The 25,308-nt window shown below is 33.2% G+C and carries 25 protein-coding genes; 20 read left to right on the plus strand and 5 right to left on the minus strand.

The features are described from left to right. Positions 1-35: 35 nt before the first annotated feature. From JMUB898_RS04020 to JMUB898_RS04045, 6 genes are all read left to right on the plus strand, one after another. Positions 36-689 (plus strand): SDR family oxidoreductase, encoded by a 654-nt coding sequence (locus JMUB898_RS04020; RefSeq protein ID WP_002445621.1) that lies wholly within the window; start codon positions 36-38, stop codon positions 687-689. A gap of 474 nt (positions 690-1,163) precedes the next feature. Further along, complete coding sequence (locus JMUB898_RS04025) at positions 1,164-2,102, plus strand: type I phosphomannose isomerase catalytic subunit (RefSeq protein ID WP_002445620.1); 939 nt, start codon at positions 1,164-1,166, stop codon at positions 2,100-2,102. Between the two features lie 56 nt (positions 2,103-2,158). Next, on the plus strand, positions 2,159-2,389 hold the full coding sequence (locus JMUB898_RS04030) for a hypothetical protein (protein WP_002445619.1): 231 nt from the start codon (positions 2,159-2,161) through the stop codon (positions 2,387-2,389). Positions 2,390-2,583: 194 nt separating this feature from the next. Further along, positions 2,584-3,957 (plus strand): EVE domain-containing protein, encoded by a 1,374-nt coding sequence (locus JMUB898_RS04035; RefSeq protein ID WP_002445618.1) that lies wholly within the window; start codon positions 2,584-2,586, stop codon positions 3,955-3,957. Between the two features lie 456 nt (positions 3,958-4,413). Further along, positions 4,414-4,824, plus strand: coding sequence for a thiol-disulfide oxidoreductase DCC family protein (locus JMUB898_RS04040; protein WP_002445617.1), 411 nt, complete (start codon positions 4,414-4,416; stop codon positions 4,822-4,824). 247 nt (positions 4,825-5,071) lie between these two features. Then, positions 5,072-5,518 carry a Dps family protein gene (locus JMUB898_RS04045; RefSeq protein WP_002445616.1) on the plus strand — a complete coding sequence of 149 codons (447 nt, stop codon included), beginning with the start codon at positions 5,072-5,074 and terminating at the stop codon, positions 5,516-5,518. Between the two features lie 101 nt (positions 5,519-5,619). Here JMUB898_RS04045 and deoD read toward each other — a convergent pair whose 3' ends face one another. After that, complete coding sequence (gene deoD, locus JMUB898_RS04050) at positions 5,620-6,330, minus strand: purine-nucleoside phosphorylase (protein WP_002445614.1); 711 nt, start codon at positions 6,328-6,330, stop codon at positions 5,620-5,622. A gap of 213 nt (positions 6,331-6,543) precedes the next feature. Between deoD and deoC the strand changes: the two genes are divergently transcribed. Genes deoC through JMUB898_RS04070 form a run of 4 tightly spaced genes read left to right on the plus strand, consistent with a single transcriptional unit; the run spans position 6,544 to position 10,084 of the window. Beyond that, positions 6,544-7,206 (plus strand): deoxyribose-phosphate aldolase, encoded by a 663-nt coding sequence (gene deoC, locus JMUB898_RS04055; RefSeq protein WP_037541869.1) that lies wholly within the window; start codon positions 6,544-6,546, stop codon positions 7,204-7,206. Positions 7,207-7,232: 26 nt separating this feature from the next. Next, the gene (locus JMUB898_RS04060) at positions 7,233-8,534 is read left to right on the plus strand and encodes a pyrimidine-nucleoside phosphorylase (RefSeq protein ID WP_037541868.1); all 1,302 of its coding nucleotides are present in this window, start codon (positions 7,233-7,235) and stop codon (positions 8,532-8,534) included. Positions 8,535-8,546: 12 nt separating this feature from the next. After that, positions 8,547-9,737 (plus strand): phosphopentomutase, encoded by a 1,191-nt coding sequence (gene deoB, locus JMUB898_RS04065; RefSeq protein ID WP_002445609.1) that lies wholly within the window; start codon positions 8,547-8,549, stop codon positions 9,735-9,737. Beyond that, on the plus strand, positions 9,734-10,084 hold the full coding sequence (locus JMUB898_RS04070; protein WP_002445608.1) for a DoxX family protein: 351 nt from the start codon (positions 9,734-9,736) through the stop codon (positions 10,082-10,084). The genes deoB and JMUB898_RS04070 overlap by 4 nt, the downstream gene beginning before the upstream one ends. Before the next feature lie 220 nt (positions 10,085-10,304). Here JMUB898_RS04070 and JMUB898_RS04075 read toward each other — a convergent pair whose 3' ends face one another. Further along, positions 10,305-10,775 (minus strand): S-ribosylhomocysteine lyase, encoded by a 471-nt coding sequence (locus JMUB898_RS04075; RefSeq protein WP_037541867.1) that lies wholly within the window; start codon positions 10,773-10,775, stop codon positions 10,305-10,307. A gap of 350 nt (positions 10,776-11,125) precedes the next feature. Between JMUB898_RS04075 and JMUB898_RS04080 the strand changes: the two genes are divergently transcribed. The 3 genes from JMUB898_RS04080 to JMUB898_RS04090 all read left to right on the plus strand — a co-directional run bounded on the left by JMUB898_RS04080 (position 11,126) and on the right by JMUB898_RS04090 (position 14,338). Continuing rightward, positions 11,126-12,310: a M20 family metallopeptidase gene (locus JMUB898_RS04080; protein WP_037541866.1), complete on the plus strand. Its 1,185-nt coding sequence runs from the start codon at positions 11,126-11,128 to the stop codon at positions 12,308-12,310. Beyond that, positions 12,310-13,500, plus strand: coding sequence for an L-aspartate--L-methionine ligase LdmS (gene ldmS, locus JMUB898_RS04085; RefSeq protein ID WP_037541875.1), 1,191 nt, complete (start codon positions 12,310-12,312; stop codon positions 13,498-13,500). Before JMUB898_RS04080 ends, ldmS begins: the two co-directional genes overlap by 1 nt. Before the next feature lie 172 nt (positions 13,501-13,672). Then, positions 13,673-14,338 carry a DUF2750 domain-containing protein gene (locus JMUB898_RS04090; RefSeq protein ID WP_002445604.1) on the plus strand — a complete coding sequence of 222 codons (666 nt, stop codon included), beginning with the start codon at positions 13,673-13,675 and terminating at the stop codon, positions 14,336-14,338. A 90-nt stretch (positions 14,339-14,428) separates the two neighbouring features. Here JMUB898_RS04090 and coaW read toward each other — a convergent pair whose 3' ends face one another. Continuing rightward, positions 14,429-15,226 (minus strand): type II pantothenate kinase, encoded by a 798-nt coding sequence (gene coaW, locus JMUB898_RS04095; protein ID WP_037541865.1) that lies wholly within the window; start codon positions 15,224-15,226, stop codon positions 14,429-14,431. A gap of 261 nt (positions 15,227-15,487) precedes the next feature. On the opposite strand from coaW, the gene JMUB898_RS04100 reads away from it, so the two are divergent. The 3 genes from JMUB898_RS04100 to JMUB898_RS04110 all read left to right on the plus strand — a co-directional run bounded on the left by JMUB898_RS04100 (position 15,488) and on the right by JMUB898_RS04110 (position 19,059). Continuing rightward, on the plus strand, positions 15,488-16,348 hold the full coding sequence (locus tag JMUB898_RS04100; protein WP_002445602.1) for a GNAT family N-acetyltransferase: 861 nt from the start codon (positions 15,488-15,490) through the stop codon (positions 16,346-16,348). 110 nt (positions 16,349-16,458) lie between these two features. Beyond that, positions 16,459-16,995 carry a DNA-directed RNA polymerase subunit delta gene (gene rpoE, locus JMUB898_RS04105; RefSeq protein ID WP_037541864.1) on the plus strand — a complete coding sequence of 179 codons (537 nt, stop codon included), beginning with the start codon at positions 16,459-16,461 and terminating at the stop codon, positions 16,993-16,995. Between the two features lie 456 nt (positions 16,996-17,451). After that, positions 17,452-19,059 (plus strand): CTP synthase, encoded by a 1,608-nt coding sequence (locus tag JMUB898_RS04110; protein ID WP_037541863.1) that lies wholly within the window; start codon positions 17,452-17,454, stop codon positions 19,057-19,059. A 155-nt stretch (positions 19,060-19,214) separates the two neighbouring features. Here the strand turns inward: JMUB898_RS04110 and JMUB898_RS04115 are convergent, their stop codons facing one another. After that, positions 19,215-19,634 (minus strand): DUF1433 domain-containing protein, encoded by a 420-nt coding sequence (locus JMUB898_RS04115; protein ID WP_002445599.1) that lies wholly within the window; start codon positions 19,632-19,634, stop codon positions 19,215-19,217. Between the two features lie 182 nt (positions 19,635-19,816). Then, a complete protein-coding gene (locus tag JMUB898_RS04120) occupies positions 19,817-20,338 on the minus strand; it encodes a DUF2529 family protein (RefSeq protein ID WP_002445598.1) in 522 nt (173 codons plus the stop codon). 220 nt (positions 20,339-20,558) lie between these two features. Here JMUB898_RS04120 and fdaB point away from each other — a divergent pair, with 220 nt between their 5' ends. The 4 genes from fdaB (at position 20,559) to JMUB898_RS04140 (ending at position 25,108) form a co-directional block, all read left to right on the plus strand. Beyond that, a complete protein-coding gene (gene fdaB / locus JMUB898_RS04125) occupies positions 20,559-21,419 on the plus strand; it encodes a class IIb fructose-bisphosphate aldolase FdaB (RefSeq protein ID WP_037541862.1) in 861 nt (286 codons plus the stop codon). A gap of 375 nt (positions 21,420-21,794) precedes the next feature. Further along, the gene (locus JMUB898_RS04130) at positions 21,795-23,054 is read left to right on the plus strand and encodes a UDP-N-acetylglucosamine 1-carboxyvinyltransferase (protein ID WP_002445595.1); all 1,260 of its coding nucleotides are present in this window, start codon (positions 21,795-21,797) and stop codon (positions 23,052-23,054) included. 89 nt (positions 23,055-23,143) lie between these two features. Next, on the plus strand, positions 23,144-23,476 hold the full coding sequence (locus tag JMUB898_RS04135; RefSeq protein ID WP_002445593.1) for a winged helix-turn-helix transcriptional regulator: 333 nt from the start codon (positions 23,144-23,146) through the stop codon (positions 23,474-23,476). Positions 23,477-23,680: 204 nt separating this feature from the next. Then, complete coding sequence (locus tag JMUB898_RS04140; RefSeq protein WP_002445591.1) at positions 23,681-25,108, plus strand: aldehyde dehydrogenase family protein; 1,428 nt, start codon at positions 23,681-23,683, stop codon at positions 25,106-25,108. Positions 25,109-25,308: the final 200 nt, after the last annotated feature.

A 25,308-nucleotide genomic window follows, 5' to 3' on the forward strand; every position in this document is an offset into this window, starting at 1 on the left:
TATCTTATACGATTTTTATAAGGAGGACGTTGATAATGAGTATTTTATTAATAGGTGCAAACGGTGGCGTAGGTTCAAAATTAGTGCAACAACTCAAAAATGATCATGTAGAATTTACTGCAGGTGTACGTAAAGAAGAACAAGTAAAAGATTTAGAAAATGAAGGCGTAAAAGCTACACTCGTTGATGTAGAGAAAGATAATATTGATGACTTAACTCAAACATTTAAAGAGTTCGATAAAGTGATATTCTCAGTAGGCTCTGGCGGTAGTACAGGTGCAGATAAAACAATTATTGTTGATTTAGATGGCGCAGTTAAAACAATGGAAGCAAGTAAAAAAGCAGGTATCAAACATTATGTAATGGTTTCAACATACGATTCAAGAAGAGAAGCATTTGATCCAAGCGGAGACTTGAAACCATATACGATTGCTAAACACTATTCAGACGATTATTTAAGAAATTCTGGTTTAAATTATACAATTGTTCATCCTGGATTGCTTAAAGATGAAGCGGGTTCAGGAAAAATTGAAGCGGCACTATATTTTGATGATAAAGGTTCAATCCCACGAGAAGATGTTGCCTCAGTACTTAAAGAAGTTGTAACGTCTGATAAATATGCTAATCAAGAGTTTCAAATTCTAAGTGGTGAAAAAGATATTAAAGACGCACTTCAAAAATACGAATAAAATTTGTAAATGTAGTGAATTAATCTTTCTTCAAAGAAGTCGAGTTGTTCAAAAATAACTCGGCTTCTTGCTTTATTTTACATAGATAAAGAGTAAAAGTGATGCTATTCAATTTTTAGCGCCATTGATATAATAATGAGTAACTTCATTTCAACTTTATAGAATATTGTTGAATTTAAATTTAATTAATGACGATTTGTTCTATTTGATTTTAAATAATTATCTTTATTTAAAAAATTCGATACTTCGCTAGAATTTGAAATATGGTACAATCATTAATAGTGATAATAGGGAAGAAATAAAAGTACATAGATACAGGGGTCTATACATATTCAATCATTTAAATCTTTATTTTTTAAATGATTTATATTACGAAGTAAAAGATATTAAAGTATCTGATGGGATGTAAGGATACTAAAGTTAACTTGAAAAACGATAGATTAAGTTAACATGTGAGATAATGGAGGTGTAATTATGCCGTTATTTTTAAAGCCAATTTTTCATGAAAAAGTTTGGGGAGGTAGCAAACTTGAACAATTTGGATACAACCTTCCCAATGCCCATATAGGTGAGTGTTGGGGAATTTCAGCACATCCAAATGGTAAAAGCGAGATTATCAACGGACCATATGCTGGGCAAACGTTAGATCAAGTTTGGAATGATCATAGAGAACTATTTGGCGAATTTCCAAGTAAAGACTTTCCTCTAATGGCCAAAATTGTAGATGCTGAAGCACCTCTATCAATACATGTCCATCCTGATGATTCATATGCATATGAAAATGAAGAAGGACAATACGGTAAGTCTGAATGTTGGTATATTATTGAAGCAGAGGAAAATTCCGAAATTACAATTGGAACTCATGCCACATCTCGTGAAGCGTTTGAAAAGCAATTAAATGAAGGTACATTTGAAGAAAACTTGAGAAAAATTAAAGTTAACCCAGGTGACTTTTACTTTATTCCGGCAGGTACAATTCATTCTATTGGAGCTGGAATTATGGCATACGAAACGATGCAATCATCAGATATTTCTTATAGAGTCTATGATTATGATCGAAAAGTAGAAAACGGGGAGCCAAGATCTTTAAATATAGCTAAAGCGTTAGATGTGATGGACTATTCTAGTGAGTTACCAACCATTGTTCCTCAAAACGAAGTGATAGAAAGTCATAATTGTACTCATATTGTATCGAATGATTTCTTCACCATAGTAAAATGGGAAATTTCTGGCACTTTAAATTATATGAAGCCACGTGAATTCTGTCTGATTTCTGTACTAGAAGGCGATGGCAAAATTATCATTGATGGTGAAATTTTCGAAATCCATAAAGGAACTAATTTTGTCTTGACTTCGGAAGATTTAGATAGTGTCTTTGAAGGTGATTTCACATTAATTATCAGCTATATATAACTTTTGGATTAGAAGATATATTGCGGTAGAGATTAATGATATAAGGAGCGTTAACGTTGAAACAATTTTTATATATTTCTCTCGTTTGTGGAATTATTGCGGGAGCAGGGATATTCTTACATATGCCACATTATCCATCGCTGATCATACCTAGATGTGTGGCCATATTAGGTATAATAAGTGCTTTAATTACTATTAAAGATAAAGAAATTAATATCATGCTTAAATTAGGAGGAGTAATGATTAATTTACTTCCTCTTTTAGGTAGCCTTATCACTCCTCGTTAAATAATGATTTATAGGTGCAAGTGTCTTCAATAGATACTTGCACTTTTTTACTGAAAATAATTAAAAAAATCAAATAGTTAGTGAATAATGAATATGTATGATAAAAATTATGATAAAATGAATTTAAAATTTGTGAGGAATAGCTCGAATTACGCAAATATATTTATATTATAGGAGAGGTAAGGAGTATCATAATGACTGAGGAAATCAATTATTTTTGGCTAAACTGTGGTTATAATAGATGGAATCACAATGAACCTCTAGTAGGACAAACTACTTTATTTGAATCAGGAGCCCATTTCAATCCTTCTCAAGGTTTTCGTGCCTTTAAAAAAGCTAAGGCTGGAGACAAAGTCATCTTTTATCAAGTACAAACAGACTCTGGCTTATTAGGTATGGGCGAAATTATAAGTGTTCAATCGGGAGCTCAAAATAAAATTAGAGTGGAATTTAAGTTCACCGAAGAATTAAAATCATTAACTACGGATTATTTAAAACGTAGTGAAGCTTTAGATTTTCGTATGAATAATATGAAAGAAACATTATTCAATCAGATTAAGGCATCAGAATTTGATTTAATTGTAAGTTTAGGTAAAGGTGAAACTAAAATTCCTAGGTACTTTTTATTATCAGAAACTGAGGATTTCGAACCTGGCAAAAATTATACAATTTATACACATACTTACAATGGAATTAAAAGAAATGGCTATCATTTCTACACACAACTAGAAGTTGGAGACAATATCATTATTTATAATAAGAAGAAAGAACAATCAGTTGTAGGCTTAGGAGAAGTATCACGTCATATACATGAAAAGCCACCAATTCCAGGTAGAACCAATAGTACAGCTATAGAAATATTATATAACGAAGATATTACACCTATTTCACTTGGACACTTAAATAAGCATCCTAAGTTAAAAAACTTATATTTCTTACAGGAAAATGCCAAACAAGCTATTGCAAGTATGTCGCAAGCACAATATGATGCAATATTAGACATGAGTGCGAATAATGGAATTAAAAATCCATTTGAAACCGTTCAAAAATCTGAGATAACTGAGCATCAGAATGATGACGCACTTAAGCCTTTTATTTTATTAGTTGTTGAGAAAAAAGAAGAAGGTTTAAAAGCAGCGAACGACTTGTTACAAAAAACGAATGCCAATCCAGTAATTACAAGTGGTCATCCTGATTTTACAGAAGATATGCTATATGGTAAATATTTACCAAACGAGACGGGTGCCTTGTATTATCGAGAAGGATTTATTACTCAACTTATGCCAAATAAAGATAAAAATTATCTTGTGATTGATAATTTCAATCGTATAGATCCTGATATTTTCCAGACATATATTAATGTACTTGAAGGTTATGAAGTCACTTTACCAAGATATAATAAGGATGGAAGTATGATTAAGTGGTCTAAGAATAAAGATTCGTTCTATCATTTTAATCCCAATTGGCACATTATAGGTGTGACTTACGATTCTATTGATGAAATTAAGGAAAAATATTCACAACAATTCCTTAAATACACACGTATCGTCCGCGTAAAAAATGATTAGGGAGCGGGACAGAAATATAATTTAGTAAAATTATTTTCGTTGTCCCTCACCCAACTTTCATTGTTTGTAGAATTTCTTAAAAAGAAATTCTCTGTGTTGGGGCCCCGCCGGCAAGGATGGCTAGGATTGAGAGAAGCTTAATATAAGCGCACTTTCAATTCAGACATCTACTGCTAATACGTTGAATTAAACTGTAATATTAAATTTTGTGCCACTCTCTCATGCAATAGACAAAGTCTATTGTAAACCTTTAAAGAAGTACTGGTTTCTTTGAAAGCTAGTACTTCATATTTAAACCTAGAACTTCAAAATATCTATATTTACTCCCTTTAAAATTGTCATTAACAGTGATGATAATTTTAAAGGGAGTTCTTCTATTGAGACATGGGTGTTTAATTTTATTTTAAAAAAGGAAATATATTTATATATAGATGACAATAAGGAGGGTATTTAATTATGCCTATTATTTATTATGACGGTAATTGTGTATATTGTTATAATTACGCAATTTGGTTAATTCAAAACGGTCTTTCTCATAGATATGAATTTGCAACAATAAAAGGCAAATATGGAGAACACTTTTTCAAACAATACCCTGAAGCTGAAAATAGAAATAGTGTGATATTGCAAGAGGGCAATCATTTAGAGTACAAATCAAATGCAATTGCAACGCTCATCACTTCATTGCCTAATAACCATAAATGGCTCGGTATAGGTTTAAGAGTAGTGCCTAAACCATTACGTGATCTAGGTTATAACTTATTTGCGAATAATAGAGATAAAATGTGGAAAACACATTGGCATAAGCCAACAGAATATGAAAAATCTTTCTTTTTAGATGATAATGCAAAAATTAAGTTAACTTAATTGATAATAATAAGGTCTAATTGATAATATAGTATTATAAGGGAAAAAGCTGAGCTGTGATGTACAAGCTTTAGGATAAAAGCATCCAGCAGGATGAATAGTTATTCATTCCGTAGACTTCTGTCACAATCTAGATATTTATTTATAATTACTACAAATAAATGTGTGATTTTGCTTTACAGATTATAATTATTATAATATAATAGTCGTTGTAATTAAGAAGGAAACATTTAAGGAGTGTATTTAGATGAGTAATCAACAAGATGTAGTAAAAGAATTAAATCAACAAGTAGCAAACTGGACAGTAGCATATACGAAATTACACAATTTCCATTGGTACGTTAAAGGACCTAATTTCTTCTCATTACACACTAAATTTGAAGAACTTTATGATGAAGCAAGTCAATATGTAGATGATTTAGCAGAAAGAATTTTAGCAATTGGTGGTAATCCAATTGGAACGCTAACAGAAAGCTTAGATAAATCAATTGTAAAAGAAGCTGGAAAAAATTATGCAGCTGAACAAATGGTAGAAGAACTTTCTAAAGATTTCACTAATATTTCTAAACAATTAGAAAATGCAATTGAAGTCGCAGGTAATGCAGGTGACGATGTATCAGAAGATATGTTTATTGGCATGCAAACTTCAGTAGATAAACACAACTGGATGTTACAATCATATTTAGGTAAATAATTGAATAGTTAAAGCAAACACTTTGTTAAGTGTAAGTGATATAAATAAAGAGGGAACAAGTCTTCAAGTAGGCTTGCTCCCTCTTCTTATTTTGTATCTGATTATTCTGCGATTTCTAGAGCGATTTCCATCATTTGTGTAAATGAATTTTGTCTTTCTTCAGCACTTGTTGCTTCATCACGTAAAATGTGGTCACTTACTGTGAAAACGCCAAGCGCCTTTTTACCAGAATGAATCGCGTTTAAGTATAAGCCTGCGGATTCCATTTCGATACCTAAGATACCCATTTTCTTCCATGCGTCATTAAATGTTGTATCAGCGTTGTAGAAAGTATCAGAAGATAATACGTTTCCTACATGAGAGATCGCACCAATTTCATCTGCTGCTTTTTTCGCCTTAGTGACTAAATCAAAGTCGGCAATAGGTGCAAAGTGTCCAGGAATATTAAATTGATCTACGTAATTTGAGTTTGTAGAAGCGGCTTGAGCAATGATGACATCATATAAGTTGACGTCCTCCTGAAGCGCACCACATGAGCCAACTCGAATAATTGTATCTACATCAAAGAAATTGTATAACTCATATGAATAAATTCCGATACTAGGAATACCCATTCCTGACCCCATTACAGAAACTTCTTTACCTTTATATGTACCTGTATAACCGAACATATTTCGAACTTCATTGAATTGTTCCACATTCTCTAAAAAATGATCTGCAATATATTTAGCACGCAAGGGATCTCCTGGCATTAATACTGTTTTAGCAATTTTCACACCATTTGGTTGAATATGTGGTGTACCGTTTGTCATTTGTAATCTTCTCCTTATTTTAAAACGATTAATATGGTTAAAAACCTCTCTATTACAATAATAAGATAACATTTGTTTATCTTTTTTGCGAATTTTTGTACTATATAATTGTAGGCAAATATTATGTGATTATTAACTAAGTATTAATGTTATATTTAATATTTATAACTGAGGAATATATTGCATTTTATTTTGGAAAATGGAGGAATGGAAATGAATAAAGCAAAATATATAGACCACACATTATTAAAGCCAGATTCAACACGTGAGCAAATTGATACGATCATTGAAGAGGCCAAAACATATCAATTTAAGTCTGTATGTATAAACCCGAGCCATGTGGCATATGCTGCTCAAAAATTAAAAGAAACGGATGTACTTGTATGTACAGTCATCGGTTTCCCGTTAGGTGCTACTACGACAAATGCGAAAATTTTTGAAACAGAAGAAGCAATCAAGAATGGCGCTTCAGAAATTGATATGGTGATTAATATCGGCGCATTAAAAGATAAACGCTACGATGATGTACAAAAAGATATAGAAGGCGTTGTAGGCGCAGCTAATGGTAAAACAGTCAAAGTCATTATTGAAACTGTGTTATTAACGGATGAAGAAAAGGTTAAAGCTTGTGAATTAGCTGAAAAAGCTGGTGCTGATTTTGTTAAGACGTCTACAGGATTTGCAGGTGGGGGCGCCACACCTGAAGATGTTAAATTAATGAAAGATACAGTAGGTGATCGTTTAGAAGTTAAAGCCTCTGGAGGCGTTAGAAATCTTGAAGACTTTAACAAAATGATTGAAGCTGGAGCGACTAGAATTGGGGCGAGTGCAGGAGTACAAATCATTAAGGGACTTGAATCAGACTCAGATTATTAAACAATTCATTTAAGGGAATGATTTTTATGAGAATGGTCGATATTATCGAAAAGAAACGTGACGGACATACTTTAAGTAAAGAAGAAATTGAATTCTTTATTAAGGGTTATACAAAAGGTGACATACCAGATTATCAAGCTTCAAGTTTAGCTATGGCTATCTTTTTCCAAGATATGAACGAAGAAGAACGAGCGGCAATGACAATGGCGATGGTCAATTCAGGTGATCGAATCGATTTATCGCAAATTCATGGTACTAAAGTAGATAAACATTCTACGGGTGGTGTAGGAGATACAACAACGCTTGTACTTGCGCCTTTAGTTGCATCAGTAGGTGTACCTGTGGCCAAAATGAGTGGTCGTGGATTAGGTCATACAGGCGGAACAATTGATAAGTTAGAGTCAGTTAAAGGTTTTAATGTTGAAATCAGTGAAGAAGATTTTATTAAATTGGTCAATGACAATCAAGTAGCTGTCATAGGGCAATCTGGCAACTTAACACCTGCTGACAAAAAACTTTATGCATTACGTGATGTAACAGGGACAGTTAATTCAATACCACTCATTGCTTCATCTATTATGAGTAAGAAAATAGCCGCTGGGGCAGACGCTATTGTTTTAGATGTGAAGACAGGTAGCGGTGCTTTTATGAAAACATTAGAAGATGCAGAAGCATTAGCACACGCAATGGTAAGTATAGGTAATAACGTAGGTAGAAATACTATGGCAATTATTTCAGATATGAGTCAACCATTGGGACGTGCAATTGGAAATGCATTAGAGTTGCAAGAGGCAATTGATACATTAAAAGGTCAAGGGCCTGATGATTTAACAGAACTCGTATTAACGTTAGGTTCTCAAATGGTTGTCTTAGCAGGTAAAGCAAGTACGCTAGATGAGGCGAGACAGCTTCTTGAAAGTGCAATCCACACAGGACAAGCATTAGAAAAGTTTAAAACATTTATTAGTAATCAAGGCGGCGATGCGTCTATCGTCGATCACCCTGAACAATTGCCACGTGCGCGCTATCAAATTCATTTTCAAGCACAGAAAGATGGCATGATTACTGAAATGATTGCGAATGAAATTGGCGTAGCTTCAATGATGCTTGGAGCAGGTCGTCAAACCAAAGAAGATGTCATCGACCTTGGCGTAGGTATTGTTCTAAATAAAAAGGTCGGCGACCGTGTTACTAAAGGTGATAGTATTCTTACTATTCATAGTAATAAAGAAAATGTTGATGAAATATTAGACAAATTACAAGAGAGTATTACAATTGAGGAAAAAGGTGAAGTTCCAACCTTAATTCATAAAATAATAACTGAGTAGGAGATGTAAAGAATGACTACAGCGTTTAATCGAATTCATCTTATCGTTATGGATTCAGTGGGTATTGGTGAGGGTCCAGATGCAGTTGCCTTCAATGATGAAGGTTCACATACGTTAAAGCATACACTAGAAGGATTTAACCAAGATCTTCCTAATCTTCAAAGATTAGGTTTAGGGAATATCGATACTTTACCAGTAATTTCAAAGGTTGATAAACCTGGCGCATTTTATACTAAATTGAGCGAAGCTTCAGTTGGTAAAGATACGATGACTGGACATTGGGAAATTATGGGTCTAAATATTATGCAACCATTTAAAGTTTATCCTGATGGCTTTCCAGATGAATTAGTTAAAGAAATTGAAGCAATGACGGGACGTAAAGTTGTAGCAAACCGTCCGGCTTCAGGCACACAAATTATTGATGAGTGGGGCAAGCATCAAATGGAGACAGGGGATTTAATCGTCTATACAAGTGCAGACCCTGTGTTACAAATAGCTGCCCATGAAGATATCATCCCATTAGAAGAATTGTATGATATTTGCGAAAAGGTCCGCGAGTTAACGAAAGACCCTAAATATTTAATTGGTCGTATTATCGCAAGACCATATGTGGGTGAACCAGGGAATTTCACTCGTACATCTAATCGCCATGATTATGCGTTAAAACCTTTTGGAAAAACAGTCATGAATTCATTGAAAGATAATCATTACGATGTCATTGCCATTGGTAAAATTAATGACATTTATGATGGCGAAGGTGTGACAGAGGCGATTCGTACTAAAAATAATATGGATGGCATGGATCAACTTATCGAAGTGGTTAAAAAAGACTTTACTGGTATCAGTTTCTTGAATTTAGTCGATTTCGATGCGCTATATGGTCATCGTCGTGATAAAGAAGGGTACGCACAAGCGATCAAAGATTTTGATAATCGTTTACCTGAATTAATTGATCATTTACAAGAGGATGATTTAGTGATTATTACAGCGGACCACGGAAATGATCCAATCGCTGATGGCACAGACCATACACGTGAATATATTCCAGTATTAATGTTTAGTCCAAAAATTAATGAATATCACGAACTATCACAAGACACGACATTCAGTTCAATTGGTGCTACGATTGCAGATAACTTCAACGTAGAACTACCAGAATACGGTAAAAGCTATTTAAAAGAAATGGGAGTTGAACACGAATGAAATTGTTAAGATTTCTATTAGGCTTAGGATTTGGAACAGCAGGCGTTCTTCACTTTACAAATGAACGTCAATTTAGAAATATTGTTCCAGATTACTTACCATTACAAAAGACAGCTGTACTTGTGACAGGTGTTTTCGAAATCTTCTTTGGTGTGATGTTAGTGCTTAAAAGACCAGCAAACTGGTTGAAAAAAGGTATTAATTTATTCTTATTAGCAGTATTTCCAGCAAATATTTACATGGCTCGAAAAGAATTACCATTAGGTGACAAAGAGGTCCCTAAATGGGCGCTTTATTTAAGATTGCCATTACAATTTGTATTGATGGGTATTGTTAAAAAATTATAATTAAGCCATTCGATAAACATACTAAGATGAGCTATGTGGAGATCTATGACGATAGATTTCTTCATAGCTATTTTTTATTTATTAAGGGAAGTTTGATTTAAGCGTACTATAAATCCAGTTATCTTCAGCCAATATGTTTGATATTTACAAATAAAAAGCCTCTAGATTAACCTTGTAATAAAAAGTTAGTCTAGAGGTTTATTTAAGTTGATTGAACTAATTATTTTCCTTCGCCGTAAATATCATTCCATTGTTCACGTTTGTCTAAAAAGGCTTGAGCGATTTCTTTTGCACCTTCTAATGAATGACTTGCAGCCCAACCGCATTGTACTTCATTACATGCTGGCACTTCAGTCGCATTTAAGACATCGTTTAAAGTTTTTTCAACAATATTTAAAACATCTTCATAATCATCATGATTAATAAATGATACATAGAAGCCTGTTTGACATCCCATAGGACTTAAATCTACTACTTTGTCTGTATGGTTTCTAATATTTTCAGCCATTAAATGTTCTAATGAATGTAAACCAGGCATTTCCATATGTTCTTTGTTAGGTTGTTTGAAACGAATATCATATTTATGAATGACATCCCCGTTTAAACCTTCCATCGTACCAGCCAAACGAATGAATGGGGCAACGACTTTTGTATGATCCAAATTAAAACTTTCAACGTTCATTTTAGGCATTTCATAATCCTCCTTATTGCGAATACGCAACATATTGTTCAATTCAATAGTTAGATTGTAACAATCCTTTTCATGATTTACAATTTTGAAAAATATCGAGACAAAGTTGGAAATTGAATTGTAAGAAAATTGTGTAAATATAATTAAAAGTAATGACAACGCTAATTTAATCCGATAGAATAAGTAATAATTAAATTGAAGTCACAATGGCAAAGCCATAAATCTTCACAATAAGGTTTATCTAAAATGTATATCGTTTAATTATATAAGAAATCTATCAATGCTTTTCATCTTAATCAATGTGAAGCAAAAATGATGAGATGGCAATGTTTCAAAGGGAGTTAGATACAATGAGTGCTAAACAAGAGATTTTAGATTTTATTGAAAATAAAAAATATGATTATGTCGAAATCAGTCATCGTATTCATGAACGCCCTGAATTAGGAAATGAAGAAATTTTTGCTTCAAGAACATTAATCGACATTTTAAGAGCTTATGAGTTTGAAATTGAAACAGATATCGCTGGTCATGCGACAGGTTTTATCGCTTCTTATGATTCCAATAAGCCGGGGCCTACAATCGGCTTTTTAGCAGAATATGATGCTTTACCGGGTCTCGGGCATGCATGTGGTCATAATATTATAGGTACTGCAAGTGTGTTAGGCGGTACAGCTTTAAAACAAGTCATCGATGATATAGGTGGCAAAGTTGTGGTGTTAGGTTGTCCAGCGGAAGAGGGTGGCGAGAACGGTTCGGCGAAAGCCTCTTATGTGAAAGCAGGTATCATTGATGATATAGATGTTGCGCTTATGGTGCATCCTGGTAATGAAACATATCGTACAATCAATACGCTTGCTGTAGATGTATTGGATGTTAAATTTTATGGACGCAGTGCCCATGCTTCTGAAAATGCAGACGAAGCACTGAATGCTTTAGATGCTATGATTTCCTATTTTAATGGTGTGGCTCAACTCAGACAGCATATTAAAAAGAGCCAACGCGTGCATGGTGTTATTTTAGATGGTGGTAAAGCTGCAAATATTATTCCTGACTTTACACATGCTCGTTTTTACACGAGAGCTACGACGCGTAAAGAATTAGATATTTTAACTGAAAAGGTTAATCAAATTGCACGAGGTGCAGCAATTCAAACGGGTTGCGATTATGAATTTGGCCCAATTCAAAATGGGGTGAATGAGTTTATTAAGTCACCAAAGCTCGATGATTTATTTGAAAAATTTGCAATTGAAATGGGCGAAGATGTCATCGATGACGATTTTGGTTATGGTTCGACAGATACGGGTAATGTAAGTCACATCGTGCCTACGATTCATCCGCACATTAAAATAGGTTCTGGAAATTTAGTGGGCCATACGCATCGCTTTAGAGAAGCGGCAGCAAGTGTACATGGGGATCAGGCATTGATAAGAGGGGCTAAAATCTTAGCTTTAATGGGCTTAGAATTAATTGAAAATGAGCAGTTGTTCAATGAAATAGTTGAAGAACATACTCATAAAAAGGGGCATGTTAAATGATGAATGAAAAAGTGAAAGGACCTATGTTAACACTGAGTGATCTATACAATGACGATGTAGTATATACATCCAGGCCTTCATATATTTCCAATCCGTGGTTAAAACCTGATGAACATCAATCAAACTTTTTAACGGGAAGAGAATTGCTTATCGCAAATCAGTTCCCAGTTATTGTGCATGAGGCAAGTGTAACTGAGAAATTAGAACAATTATTTAAATTGGTTGGGAAACAAATACCTGAACATATATATAAATTTAAGAATAAAGAAACGTATGAAGCATTAATTAAACAACTCGCACATGAAAAAGGGAAAAAGATTTATTTTCAATATATTCATGATGAAGATATCTTAGAGAAAGAGTTTTACGCATTAGACAAGGATATCTTTGTAGCTCTAAATAATAAATCTCGAATTCCTGAATGGACTAATTATAAATATGTACCTAAAAGAGATATTGTACCTATAGAAGAATTTGAAACGCGTATCCAATCATGGTCATATCCATTTGTAATTAAACCCGGTGATGATTTACCTACAGCCGGTGGGTATGGCGTGATGATTTGTTATAACGATGAAGATTTAGAAAAGGCGAAAACACGTATTAAAGAAGCTACTGAAGCCACAGAACAATTAATTATTGAACAGAAAATTGAAGCAGTAAATAACTATTGCGTTCAATATGCTTACTCGGATGAACTAGGATTACAATATTTAGGAACAGCACAACAACTGACTAATGATTATGGCTTTTATAACGGCAACGAAAATGTGACTGATGTTCCACAACATGTGATTGACGCTGGCAGAGAAATCATGGAAATAGGCGTGAGTAAAGGTTTCTTTGGTGTTGCTGGTTTTGATTTACTTGTAGATAAAAATGACGATGTTTTTGCGATTGATTTGAATTTTAGGCAAAATGGTTCGACAAGTATGCTATTACTCGCTAATGACTTAACTGATGGATATCACAAATTTTATAGTTATTTTTCAAAAGGAGATAACACACATTTCTTTAACACGATTCTTAAATACGTAGAAAAAGGTGTATTATATCCTTTATCTTATTATGATGGCGATTGGTATGGTAAAGATGAAGTGAATTCTCGATTCGGATGTATATGGCATGGCGCGAATAGGTCAGACATTATTGACTATGAAAAAGCATTTATCAAAGAACTAGGTTTATAGAAAATAGTATGATGCTTGATTTAAAATGATTATCTTTCGATTTATTATTTTCTTAATATTCAGATATTAAATTCTTGAAATGTTTATATTTTGCATAATTGACTAACAATTCTAAGTCATTTAAGATTTTGATTGTAAACGATACGAATAACTAATGAATTGAGGGTTAAGCATGTCATATAAACATGAAGCATTTTTCAAAGATATTTTAATCAACGAATATATTTATTTTGCTTCAAAAAATAAGAAATTAGTAAGATTAAATCAAAATAATCAATCCTATATTGCGATGTGGACGGACGAATCTGTAGCAGAGTCTTATTTATCTCAAAATTCTGTTGAGTTTGACAAGATTGTCCGTGCGGATATCGACCGTTTTGTCACATATGAAATGGATGATTTGTTTGATAACGGGGATGAAATTCTAGTAAATATTACTGAAGAAGAACAAGGTCATTTAGTGGATGTTGTCAAAATGACTGACGAGTTAATGTCAGAACTCGATGAAATTAGAATGAAAGAATTTGTAAAAGATGTAGCTAAATATGATGAAGTATATGGTTTAACTAATAAAGGCGAGAAAAACTTTATTATGATTAGTGATGATGACCATCATAAACCTCATATTATGCCGGTATGGAGCATTAAAAATCGTGCACGTAAAGTGCGAGACGAAGATTTTGAAGAATGCGAAATTATCGAAATTGAAGGTAAAGTATTTGGTGAATGGTTAGATAAGTTACGTGATGATGATAAAGCAGTAGCTGTAGATTTAAAACCTGGGGTTGTAGGTACTGTATTATCAGCACAGAAACTTTCTAATGAAATTACTTTTTAAAATATGATAAGTATAAAAAATAGGAGCAAGGTAGAAATCTAATTTTTAGTAAGATGATTTCTATACCTTGCTCTTTTTTATGAATATGAGTTAGAGGTAGATTGCACCTAATGCGCCTGAAAACGCGCCATGTTCAATATAATAAGGTTTAAATCCTCTTAAAACAGTGTAATCTTCAATGACTTCGCGTAATAAATGATTATTATTAAAAGATGAGCCGATGTAGACTACATTCTCAGTGTGATATTCACGAGCTAATGTAATAGCCATCGTTGTAATTACTTCACCGACGACACCAATAACAGAAGCAAGTTTATCCGCAGAAGAAAAATTCTCATCTAGATGATGTAGGACATTTCCAAAGTTAGCAGCAGTTAAATCGCCAGAAATCGGTGGTTCAGTATCTTTATAAATATGTTTGACCTTCAAATCAATCGAATCTCGACAGCCACCTTGTGCTAAATTAGTTAATTCAGTGTAATCAGTTAAGTTTGATAACAGATAACCTAGCCCTTGGATCATACCGCCTCCAGTTCCGACACCACCCACACGTTGTTGATCTTTACCATCAAAGTAATGCAGTGAAGTCCCTGTACCAACATTTGCAAATATATAATTTTCAAGATGATGTCCTTGTTCTTTCAAAAGAATACCTAGCCCTTTTGAGGAAGCGTCAAATTCCACAAAAGTTTGAGCTGGAATCGTAATATTTTCTGCAATAACACCAGCATTACCACCAGTTAAATGAAGTGAGTCGATTGTTTCATGATTTAACCAATCAATCACTTTCTCTATATTTGTAGTTAATTCTGTTCTGTATGAACGTTTATCATTTTGTTCTTGAACAATCTTTATTAAAGTGCCCCCGGCATCAATACCGACCTTCATATGATTATCACTCCACATCAAAAATACGTCACTCATAATAGTATATTAAAATTTTTGAAAAACAAGTGCAATTTAATTAAAAATCACTTTATGGTTGTTAATTTACTTTAATAGGGTATGGACATTGTAAGAATCTTTTTTGTAAAAGGGTAAAGTAAATCAATCCTTGTCAAATTAGTAAATTTCTACAATCTTAAATAGTAATCGATATTTAATTCATATATAATTAATAGTGTAACTAATGAATAGGGGATTAATCATATGTTTATCAAAAAAGAGTTTGAAGATATTATAGTTCAAGTCTTCGAGGAAAAGTATCGCGAAGCAGTACAAGAGTTTGAGTTAAGTGAAAGACAACAAATTTATTCTTCACTACCGAAAGATGTTTTAGATGACGCTTTAAATGATGACAATAGAGTAGCTAATATCGCTATGAATCAACATGGGGAAGTCGTGGGATTCTTTGTTTTGCATCAATTTTATCAACATGAAGGTTATGATACACCAGAAAATGTCGTATATGTTCGTTCATTGTCAGTGAATGAGAAATTTCAAGGTCATGGTTATGGCACAAAGATGATGATGTTTTTACCACAGTATGTGCAAGAATTGTTCCCAGATTTTAATCATTTGTATCTTGTCGTAGATGCGGAAAATAAAGGAGCATGGAATGTTTATGAGCGTGCTGGTTTCATGCATACGGCAACCAAAGAGGAAGGACCAATCGGTAAAGAGCGTCTTTACTACTTAGATTTAGATTCTAAACATGTGTCTTCACTTCGATTAGTTGAAAGTGAAACATCAGAAGAAGCAAATATTCATGTAATTAACTTACTTAAAGATAAAGAAAAAGTTGGATTTATCGCTGTAGAGCAAATCGAAAATAGAATGAGAATTTCTGCAATTGAAGTCAATAAAGAACACAGAAATGAAGGTATTGCTGAAAGTGCACTTCGCCAACTGCCAACGTATATTCGTAAAAACTTTGATAGTATTAAAGTTTTGGCAATCACTTTATATGGTGAACATAATGAATTGAAACCTTTATGTGTAAATAGTAATTTTGTAGTCATTGAAGAAGCTGAAGATTATGTACTATTTGAAAAATACATAAACTATTAGTTGTGATTGCGAAATCACATGTTGTCATTTATAATTTATTTTTGTTAATATTAGTTAATGAAAATTTGACGTTAATAAGAGAAAAATCCTTTGAAAGGAAGTATTTTTTAATGAAAATTCAAGATTACACGAAAGAAATGGTAGATGAGAAGTCATTTATCGATATGGCTTACACTTTATTAAATGATAAACAAACAACAATGAACTTATACGATATCATTGATGAATTTAAATCTTTAGGTGGATATGAATACGAAGACATTGAAACACGTGTTGTTCAATTCTACACTGACCTTAATACTGATGGACGTTTCTTAAACGTTGGAGAGAATCAATGGGGACTTCGTGACTGGTATTCAGTTGATGATATTGAAGAGAAAATCGCACCTACGATTCAAAAATTTGATATTCTTGATGACGATGATGAAGAAGATAAAAATCTTAAATTATTAGGTGAGGATGACATCGATGATGACGATGATATTCCTGCTGAAACTGACGATCAAGAAACATTAAATGATCCTGAAGATGAGGATGTAGAAGAAGAAATCAACGATTCTGACATCGTTATTGAAGAAGATGAAGACGATGACATGGCAGAAGAGGAAGAAGAAGAGTTCGAAGACGAAGAAGACTTCAACGACTAATTCACATTCTTTGATTTAATTATTAGTAAATGAGTTAGACATAAAGTGGAGTACGAACACATATGATTTATGCATGTGTCATAAGAAAGCTGGTACAAAAAGATTTATTCTTAATTTAAATACGGAGTATTGATAATCTAGCTTAATTTTAAAAGGTATCTCTACAGTCTAGATTAAAAAATGGGACTTTTATTTTTAGTTAAAAGATGATAGAATTTTATTCGGGCTCCTTTAATTAGGACACGTGTATTAAGTAGATACGCTCCCCCTTACAATTGTTGTGAGAGGGAGCGTTTTTTTGTTTTTTCAAATAACTCAATATTAAAAGTGAACAGAATTGTAGAGTAACTTTAAAACATTTATATGTTTTACATAAAAGGATGTCATGTTACTCACAGTTTTAAATATTATTTCAACTACGAGGTAGCAACCCTAAATTTTACAGGAGGTCAGACAATGACAAAATTTATTTTTGTAACAGGCGGAGTAGTCTCATCATTAGGAAAAGGAATCACAGCCGCTTCTCTCGGTAGATTGCTCAAAGATAGAGGGCTTAAAGTTACAATTCAAAAATTTGATCCATATTTAAATGTGGACCCAGGTACAATGAGTCCATATCAACATGGTGAAGTATTTGTTACAGATGATGGAGCAGAAACAGACTTAGACTTGGGTCACTATGAGCGATTTATTGATATTAATTTAAATAAATATTCAAACGTAACTGCTGGGAAAGTATATTCTCATGTATTAAAGAAAGAGCGTAGAGGCGACTATTTAGGTGGAACAGTACAAGTTATTCCACATATAACAAATGAAATTAAAGAAAGATTATTATTAGCAGGAGAAAGCACAAATGCAGATGTCGTTATTACTGAAATTGGTGGTACGACAGGTGACATAGAATCACTACCTTTCTTAGAAGCAATCCGTCAAATTAGAAGTGATTTAGGCCGTGAAAATGTCATGTACGTGCATTGTACATTATTACCTTATATTAAAGCAGCTGGAGAAATGAAGACTAAGCCTACACAACACAGTGTTAAGGAATTACGTGGTTTAGGTATTCAACCAGATTTAATTGTAGTAAGAACAGAATATGAAATGACTCAAGACTTGAAAGATAAAATTGCATTATTCTGCGATATCAATAAAGAAAGTGTTATTGAATGTCGTGACGCAGATTCTCTTTATGAGATTCCGTTACAACTTAGCAAACAAGACATGGACGATATTGTTATTCAACGTCTTCAGTTAAATGCGAAGTATGAAACACAACTAGATGAATGGGAACATCTTTTAAATACAGTGAATAATCTTGATGGTAAAATTACAATCGGTTTAGTAGGTAAATACGTAAGTTTACAAGATGCATACTTGTCAGTAGTTGAATCACTTAAACATGCGGGTTATCCACTTAAGAAAGATGTAGTGGTAAAATGGATTGATTCTAGTGAAGTTACTGATGATAATGTTGAAAGTTACTTATCAGATGTTGATGGTATCTTAGTACCTGGTGGTTTCGGTTTCCGTGCTAGTGAAGGTAAAATTTCTGCAATTAAATATGCTCGTGAGAACAATGTTCCATTCTTTGGTATCTGTTTAGGTATGCAATTAGCAACGGTAGAGTATGCACGTAACGTATTAGGTTTAGAAGGCGCACATTCAGCCGAACTAGACCCAAGCACACCTTATCCAATTATCGATTTATTACCTGAACAGAAAGATATCGAAGATTTAGGTGGTACACTTCGTCTTGGTTTATATCCATGTCATATTAAAGAAGGCACACTTGCCGAATCAATTTACTCTGAAAATGATATCGAAGAACGTCATCGTCATCGTTATGAATTTAACAATGAATTTAGAGAACAAATAGAAGAAAATGGTATGGTCTTCTCAGGTACAAGCCCAGATGGACGACTTGTAGAAATTGTTGAAATTCCTGAAAATGATTTCTTCATCGCATGTCAATTCCACCCAGAATTCTTATCAAGACCTAACCGTCCACAACCAATATTTAAATCATTTATTGAAGCTTCATTTAAATACCAACAACAATAAATATTTATAAAACATATAAAAACGGAGATCGCTATTCTGATGTCATAGCAATCTCCGTTTTCTTTGCTTTTAAAGGTCTATATCATATTCTTATTCTAAAATTACAGATTATGAATGATTATTTTCAATACAAAAATAATGTAGAGGGCGTAAGTTTAAAATTTAAATATAACTGGAGGTTTTGCCTCATAATCTGTTGATTTAAGTTTCGTTTTCCGGATGATTTCAGTAGGAAAATCTGGATTTTCTGAATCAGTTTTAAACATTTTATCAATGTTGTCAGAAATAGTAAGATCTTCTTCGAACTGAAAGTTTGTATCGCTAGTCATTGTAGCAGTGAAATTCAATCTTTTATTATGGTTGATGGTACCTTCAATGTTATAACTTCCCATTGGAGATTTATAAGTGTTTTTAATATCAATATTTTTGTAGCCTTTTAAATTATGTTTAAAAAATAATTCAATACGTGCTTTTTGAACTTTGATATAGTGCTCTCTCTTAATTTCATGAGATATGTAAATAAATAGTATGATTATTACTGAAATTAATAATATTAAAATGCTGATTTTTTTCATTTAATTCATTCCTAATAAAAAGGTTAATATATGAATAGTTCAAATGAAGGCACACATAATGCTGATTCCTCATATAAAGATGAGGACATTGATAAAGGCTCTCTATTAAAATACTAGGGGAGGAGACATACTACTATGTCTCTATAGCCCACCATCTTAGCTCTTATGTTTTAAATTGTACCTTATAATTCTAAATCTCGTGTCATTTCTATCATTTGCGTATAGATTTCATAATATACGTAATTGAATGCCATTGGATGAGGTTGAACAATTTTATCGTAATCTTCAGTATAAACAATAGGTCTAGGTGTAGATAAATTCACATAATGCATCAGATGCTCCGGAAAATCATCACGCTTAGGATTGTTACATACCAATACGAAATCAACATCTAAGTCAATTAAACGTTGAACATCTTTTTCTACTTCTTCAGTATAAAATGGCGCAAATAAGAATACCCGATCAGTCGAATCTATCTCTTCATATGAATTTAAGCGTTCAAGAGAACGACTTGTATCAAGCTTTTCCTCACTATCTAACACAAATGCTTCATAAAATTTTAAATCGCCATATCCTTTTATGTATACATAGCCTTCGCCTCCGATAGCTTGTATTAAACATTGTGCTGCCATTTGAATATCTAATGCTTGTTTTTCGAGTCTATTAAATATGCCTGTCAATTGTGTATTAAGAATTTTTGACATGATGTTCCTCCATTCTTTTCATTAAAATATTGTAAATAATACGAGTAGGTTATGCAATATGTGAGTAATTGTAATCTTGTATGCGTTTGCAATTGTTGAAAAGTTAAGGATTGTGAAAATTATTAATTTTAAATAAAGTATTCGCATGCATTCACTATGTATTTTTGATATAATGATGTTGAAAAAATACGTGCACAGATGCACTCAAGGAGGAACTTTCATGCCTTTAGTTTCAATGAAAGAAATGTTAATTGATGCGAAAGAAAATGGTTATGCAGTTGGTCAATACAACTTAAATAACCTTGAGTTTACACAAGCTATTTTAGAAGCGTCACAAGAAGAAAATGCACCAGTAATCTTAGGTGTTTCTGAAGGTGCTGCTCGTTACATGAGTGGTTTCTATACAGTAGTTAAAATGGTTGAGGGATTAATTCATGATTTAAATATTACTGTTCCAGTGGCGATTCATTTAGACCATGGTTCAAGTTTCGAAAAATGTAAAGAAGCAATTGACGCTGGATTCACTTCAGTTATGATTGATGCTTCTCATAGCCCATTCGAAGAAAATGTTGAAATCACATCTAAAGTAGTTGAATACGCACATGAAAGAGGCGTTTCTGTAGAAGCTGAATTAGGTACAGTTGGGGGACAAGAAGATGACGTTGTTGCTGACGGCGTAATCTATGCAGATCCTAAAGAATGTCAAGAATTAGTTGAAAAAACTGGTATCGATACTTTAGCACCTGCATTAGGTTCAGTTCATGGACCATACAAAGGTGAACCTAAATTAGGCTTCAAAGAAATGGAAGAAATTGGTGCTTCTACTGGATTACCATTAGTATTACACGGTGGTACAGGTATCCCAACTAAAGACATTCAAAAAGCAATTCCTTACGGTACTGCGAAAATTAATGTAAACACTGAAAACCAAATTGCTTCAGCTAAGGCTGTTCGTGATGTATTAAATAACGATAAAGATGTTTACGACCCACGTAAATATTTAGGACCAGCACGTGAAGCAATTAAAGAAACTGTAAAAGGTAAAATTAAAGAATTCGGTACATCTAACCGCGCTAAATAATTTTATATCATATCGCTCTAAGACCATTGAAACGATGCTTTCAATGGTCTTTTTTATGCTATACTAAAATCAGAAATTCAATTATAAATATACACTTCACACGTTTAAACAGATATTAATTAAAATGAAACAATATTTATTTCATACATATACACAATTTTAACGATTAAATTATTGTAGAAGAGGTAATAATTTAATATCGATGTAAACTTGAATTAAGTAGAACACGAATTAATGACGTTAAGTATAATAATTTTTCAAATAAATCATTTTCTGTAGCTAAGAATTGAAGTATTTTACAAACAAAGTAAAATTATTTTATAATGCTAATAATGTGAAATTTTAAAAAAGAAGGAAACAAAGGAGACAAATCGTATGGTTCAAGAGGTAATAAAAATAAGAGGTGGACAAACACTAAAAGGAGAAGTAGAAATTAGTGGTGCGAAAAATAGCGCTGTTGCTATTATCCCCGCAACTTTATTAGCTCAAGGACATGTAAAGTTGGATGGTCTTCCTCAAATCTCTGATGTCAAAACTTTAGTGAGTTTGTTAGAAGATTTGAATATTAAAACGAAATTAAATGGTAAAGAATTAGAAGTAGATACTACTGAAATAGAAAATGCGCCTTTACCTAACAATAAAGTTGAGTCGCTTCGTGCTTCATACTATATGATGGGCGCAATGCTTGGACGCTTCAAAAAGTGTGTAATTGGTTTACCAGGAGGATGTCCATTAGGACCACGTCCAATAGACCAACATATTAAAGGGTTTAAAGCATTAGGCGCAGAAATAGATGAATCGAGTGACACATCTATGAAGATAGAAGCTAAAGAATTAAAGGGAGCTAATATTTTCTTAGATATGGTCAGTGTAGGTGCTACGATTAATATTATGCTTGCAGCAGTTCATGCTAAAGGGCAAACTGTCATTGAAAATGCCGCTAAAGAACCTGAAGTTGTAGATGTTGCAAATTTCTTAATGAGTATGGGTGCTAATATTAAAGGTGCAGGGACTACTACAATAAAAATTACAGGCGTTGAAACATTGAATGGTACAGAATACCAAATCATCCCTGATAGAATTGAAGCGGGTTCATATATGTGTATGGCTGCTGCAATGGGTGAAGAAGTGACATTAAATAACATCGTACCTAAGCATGTAGAAGCTTTAACGGTAAAATTAAGAGAACTTGGTGTCGACATCCAAATTGAAGACGAGAAAGCAATTATTCGTAAACAAGCGCCATATAAGAATGTAGATATTAAAACTTTAGTTTATCCAGGTTTTGCTACGGATCTTCAACAACCAATTACACCTCTATTATTTATGACGAACGGTCCTTCTTTTGTAACGGATACGATTTATCCAGCAAGATTTAAACATGTGGAAGAACTCAAACATATGGGAGCTAATATTTATTCTGATGAAGGCACTGCAACTATTAAACCATCTCACTTAAAGGGTGCAGAAGTTTATGCAAGTGACCTTCGTGCAGGCGCATGCTTGATTACGGCTGGTTTAATTGCTGAAGGTGTAACTACTATTTTCAATGTAAAACATATTTATAGAGGGTATACTAATATCGTTGAACACTTGAAATCACTCGGTGCAGATATTTGGACTGAAGAAATTTAAGATTTTGTGATATACTATTTATACTAATAATTGGGAGACAAAAGATACATGCCTACAATTATGAGCATATTTAATATGAGGTGAGGCAAATGGAAATCTGTCCATATCTTGAAGAAACCTTCAAAATTGTCGGTCGCAGTTGGAATGGACTTATTATTAACTATTTATCTAGATGTGAAAGTCATTCTGCTCACTTTTCCGATATGAAAAGAGATTTAAAAACAATTACTCCTAGAGCTTTAAGTTTAAAATTAACTGACTTAGGAGAATGGAATCTTGTTGAAAAGAAAATTATTTCTTCAAGTCCTATAGAAATTGTGTATGAATTGACTGATAAAGGACATGCATTAGCAGAAGCATTGAAGCCTATGGAAGAATGGGCACAAAAATATGTTGAATTAGAAACGAATGCTTCAAAATAAATCTAAGTAAAATATTTAGTCAGAAATTGCTTACGGAGTTCAACTTTGTAGGCAATTTTTTTGTGCAATAAAGGGCATTTCGTTTATAGTTACTAAACGGAAAATAAATAACACTCAATTTATTTCCAATTATATTGATGTTTAAAGTAGGCTTTCAAAGGTTATTTAATATATATAACTATTTCGAAGGAGTGAATATTGAATATGAGAAATTTCACTAAACAATATATTAACGGCGAATGGGTTGATAGTGCGAGTGGCGAAACAATAGACGTAATCAATCCTGCAACTGAAGAAGTGATGGGTTCAGTAGCAAAAGGTAATGCAGATGACGTTAACAAAGCAGTAGAAGCTGCAGATAGCGTTTATGTACAATTCCGTCATAGCTCAGTTGAAGAGAGAAGAGATTTATTAGATAGAATTGTAAAAGAGTATGAAAATAGAAAAGAAGATATCATTGAAGCAATTACTGATGAACTTGGTTCACCATTATCCGTTTCTGAAAATGTACATTACCAAATGGGATTAGATCATTTTACAGCTGCAAGAGATGCGCTAGATAACTTTGAATTTGAAGAACAACGTGGTGATGACTTAGTAGTTAAAGAAGCAATCGGGGTAGCTGGATTAGTAACACCATGGAACTTCCCAACTAACCAAACATCATTGAAATTAGCTGCAGCATTTGCGGCAGGTAGTCCAGTCGTGTTAAAACCTTCTGAAGAAACACCATTTGCGGCAATTATCTTAGCTGAAATCTTCGACAAGGTTGGTGTGCCTAAAGGTGTATTCAACTTAGTAAATGGTGATGGTGAAGGTGTAGGTAATCCATTAAGTGAACATCCTAAAGTAAGAATGATGTCATTTACTGGTTCTGGCCCTACAGGTTCTAAAATTATGGAAAAAGCAGCAAAAGATTTCAAAAAAGTATCTCTTGAATTAGGTGGTAAATCACCTTACATCGTATTAGATGATGTTGATATTCAAGAAGCTGCTAAAGCGACGACTGGCAAGGTTGTCAACAATACTGGACAAGTTTGTACTGCAGGTACACGTGTACTAGTTCCTGAAAGCATTAAAGAAGATTTCTTAACTGCAGTGAAAGAACAATTTAGTCAAGTTAAAGTTGGTAATCCTAGAGAAGAAGGCACACAAGTTGGTCCAATTATTAGTAAAAAACAATTCGACCAAGTTCAAGATTATATTGATAAAGGTGTTAACGAAGGTGCTGAACTCTTCTACGGTGGTCCTGGCAAACCAGAAGGATTAGATCAAGGTTACTTCGCTCGTCCAACTATTTTCATCAATGTGGACAATCAAATGACTATTGCTCAAGAAGAAATCTTTGGTCCTGTAATGTCTGTAATCACTTATAATGATTTAGATGAAGCCATTGAAATTGCGAATGATACTAAATATGGTTTAGCCGGATACGTTATCGGTAAAGATCAAGACACATTACGCAAAGTAGCACGCTCAGTAGAAGCCGGTACAATTGAAATCAATGAAGCTGGCAGAAAACCAGACCTACCATTTGGTGGCTATAAACAATCAGGTTTAGGTCGCGAATGGGGCGATTACGGTATTGAAGAATTCTTAGAAGTTAAATCAATTGCTGGATATTTTAAATAATTGAATAAATAGATTAAATCTTGCAATTAAACGATGCACGGAACTATTTTAGTTCCGTGTTTTGTTTTTATTGTTATATTTTCTAAATTCATTTTGTAATTAAAATGAAAATTTGCTATAGTTATTCTAGTATTTAGAAGGTTAAGACACATATGAACGTGAAAAAGTAGTTAACTTTGCTTTGTTTTTATAAAAGTTAA

Origin of the sequence: Staphylococcus caprae, from assembly GCF_003966625.1 — a bacterium.
Classification (GTDB): domain Bacteria; phylum Bacillota; class Bacilli; order Staphylococcales; family Staphylococcaceae; genus Staphylococcus; species Staphylococcus caprae.

Coding starts and splice junctions, on each gene's coding strand:
- JMUB898_RS04020 (WP_002445621.1), top strand. CDS start 36: ATGAGTATTTTATTAATAGGTGCAAACGGTGGCGTAGGTTCAAAATTA.
- JMUB898_RS04025 (WP_002445620.1), top strand. CDS start 1,164: ATGCCGTTATTTTTAAAGCCAATTTTTCATGAAAAAGTTTGGGGAGGT.
- JMUB898_RS04035 (WP_002445618.1), top strand. CDS start 2,584: ATGACTGAGGAAATCAATTATTTTTGGCTAAACTGTGGTTATAATAGA.
- JMUB898_RS04040 (WP_002445617.1), top strand. CDS start 4,414: ATGCCTATTATTTATTATGACGGTAATTGTGTATATTGTTATAATTAC.
- JMUB898_RS04045 (WP_002445616.1), top strand. CDS start 5,072: ATGAGTAATCAACAAGATGTAGTAAAAGAATTAAATCAACAAGTAGCA.
- deoD (WP_002445614.1), bottom strand. CDS start 6,330: ATGACAAACGGTACACCACATATTCAACCAAATGGTGTGAAAATTGCT.
- deoC (WP_037541869.1), top strand. CDS start 6,544: ATGAATAAAGCAAAATATATAGACCACACATTATTAAAGCCAGATTCA.
- JMUB898_RS04060 (WP_037541868.1), top strand. CDS start 7,233: ATGAGAATGGTCGATATTATCGAAAAGAAACGTGACGGACATACTTTA.
- deoB (WP_002445609.1), top strand. CDS start 8,547: ATGACTACAGCGTTTAATCGAATTCATCTTATCGTTATGGATTCAGTG.
- JMUB898_RS04070 (WP_002445608.1), top strand. CDS start 9,734: ATGAAATTGTTAAGATTTCTATTAGGCTTAGGATTTGGAACAGCAGGC.
- JMUB898_RS04075 (WP_037541867.1), bottom strand. CDS start 10,775: ATGCCTAAAATGAACGTTGAAAGTTTTAATTTGGATCATACAAAAGTC.
- JMUB898_RS04080 (WP_037541866.1), top strand. CDS start 11,126: ATGAGTGCTAAACAAGAGATTTTAGATTTTATTGAAAATAAAAAATAT.
- ldmS (WP_037541875.1), top strand. CDS start 12,310: ATGAATGAAAAAGTGAAAGGACCTATGTTAACACTGAGTGATCTATAC.
- JMUB898_RS04090 (WP_002445604.1), top strand. CDS start 13,673: ATGTCATATAAACATGAAGCATTTTTCAAAGATATTTTAATCAACGAA.
- coaW (WP_037541865.1), bottom strand. CDS start 15,226: ATGAAGGTCGGTATTGATGCCGGGGGCACTTTAATAAAGATTGTTCAA.
- JMUB898_RS04100 (WP_002445602.1), top strand. CDS start 15,488: ATGTTTATCAAAAAAGAGTTTGAAGATATTATAGTTCAAGTCTTCGAG.
- rpoE (WP_037541864.1), top strand. CDS start 16,459: ATGAAAATTCAAGATTACACGAAAGAAATGGTAGATGAGAAGTCATTT.
- JMUB898_RS04110 (WP_037541863.1), top strand. CDS start 17,452: ATGACAAAATTTATTTTTGTAACAGGCGGAGTAGTCTCATCATTAGGA.
- JMUB898_RS04115 (WP_002445599.1), bottom strand. CDS start 19,634: ATGAAAAAAATCAGCATTTTAATATTATTAATTTCAGTAATAATCATA.
- JMUB898_RS04120 (WP_002445598.1), bottom strand. CDS start 20,338: ATGTCAAAAATTCTTAATACACAATTGACAGGCATATTTAATAGACTC.
- fdaB (WP_037541862.1), top strand. CDS start 20,559: ATGCCTTTAGTTTCAATGAAAGAAATGTTAATTGATGCGAAAGAAAAT.
- JMUB898_RS04130 (WP_002445595.1), top strand. CDS start 21,795: ATGGTTCAAGAGGTAATAAAAATAAGAGGTGGACAAACACTAAAAGGA.
- JMUB898_RS04135 (WP_002445593.1), top strand. CDS start 23,144: ATGGAAATCTGTCCATATCTTGAAGAAACCTTCAAAATTGTCGGTCGC.
- JMUB898_RS04140 (WP_002445591.1), top strand. CDS start 23,681: ATGAGAAATTTCACTAAACAATATATTAACGGCGAATGGGTTGATAGT.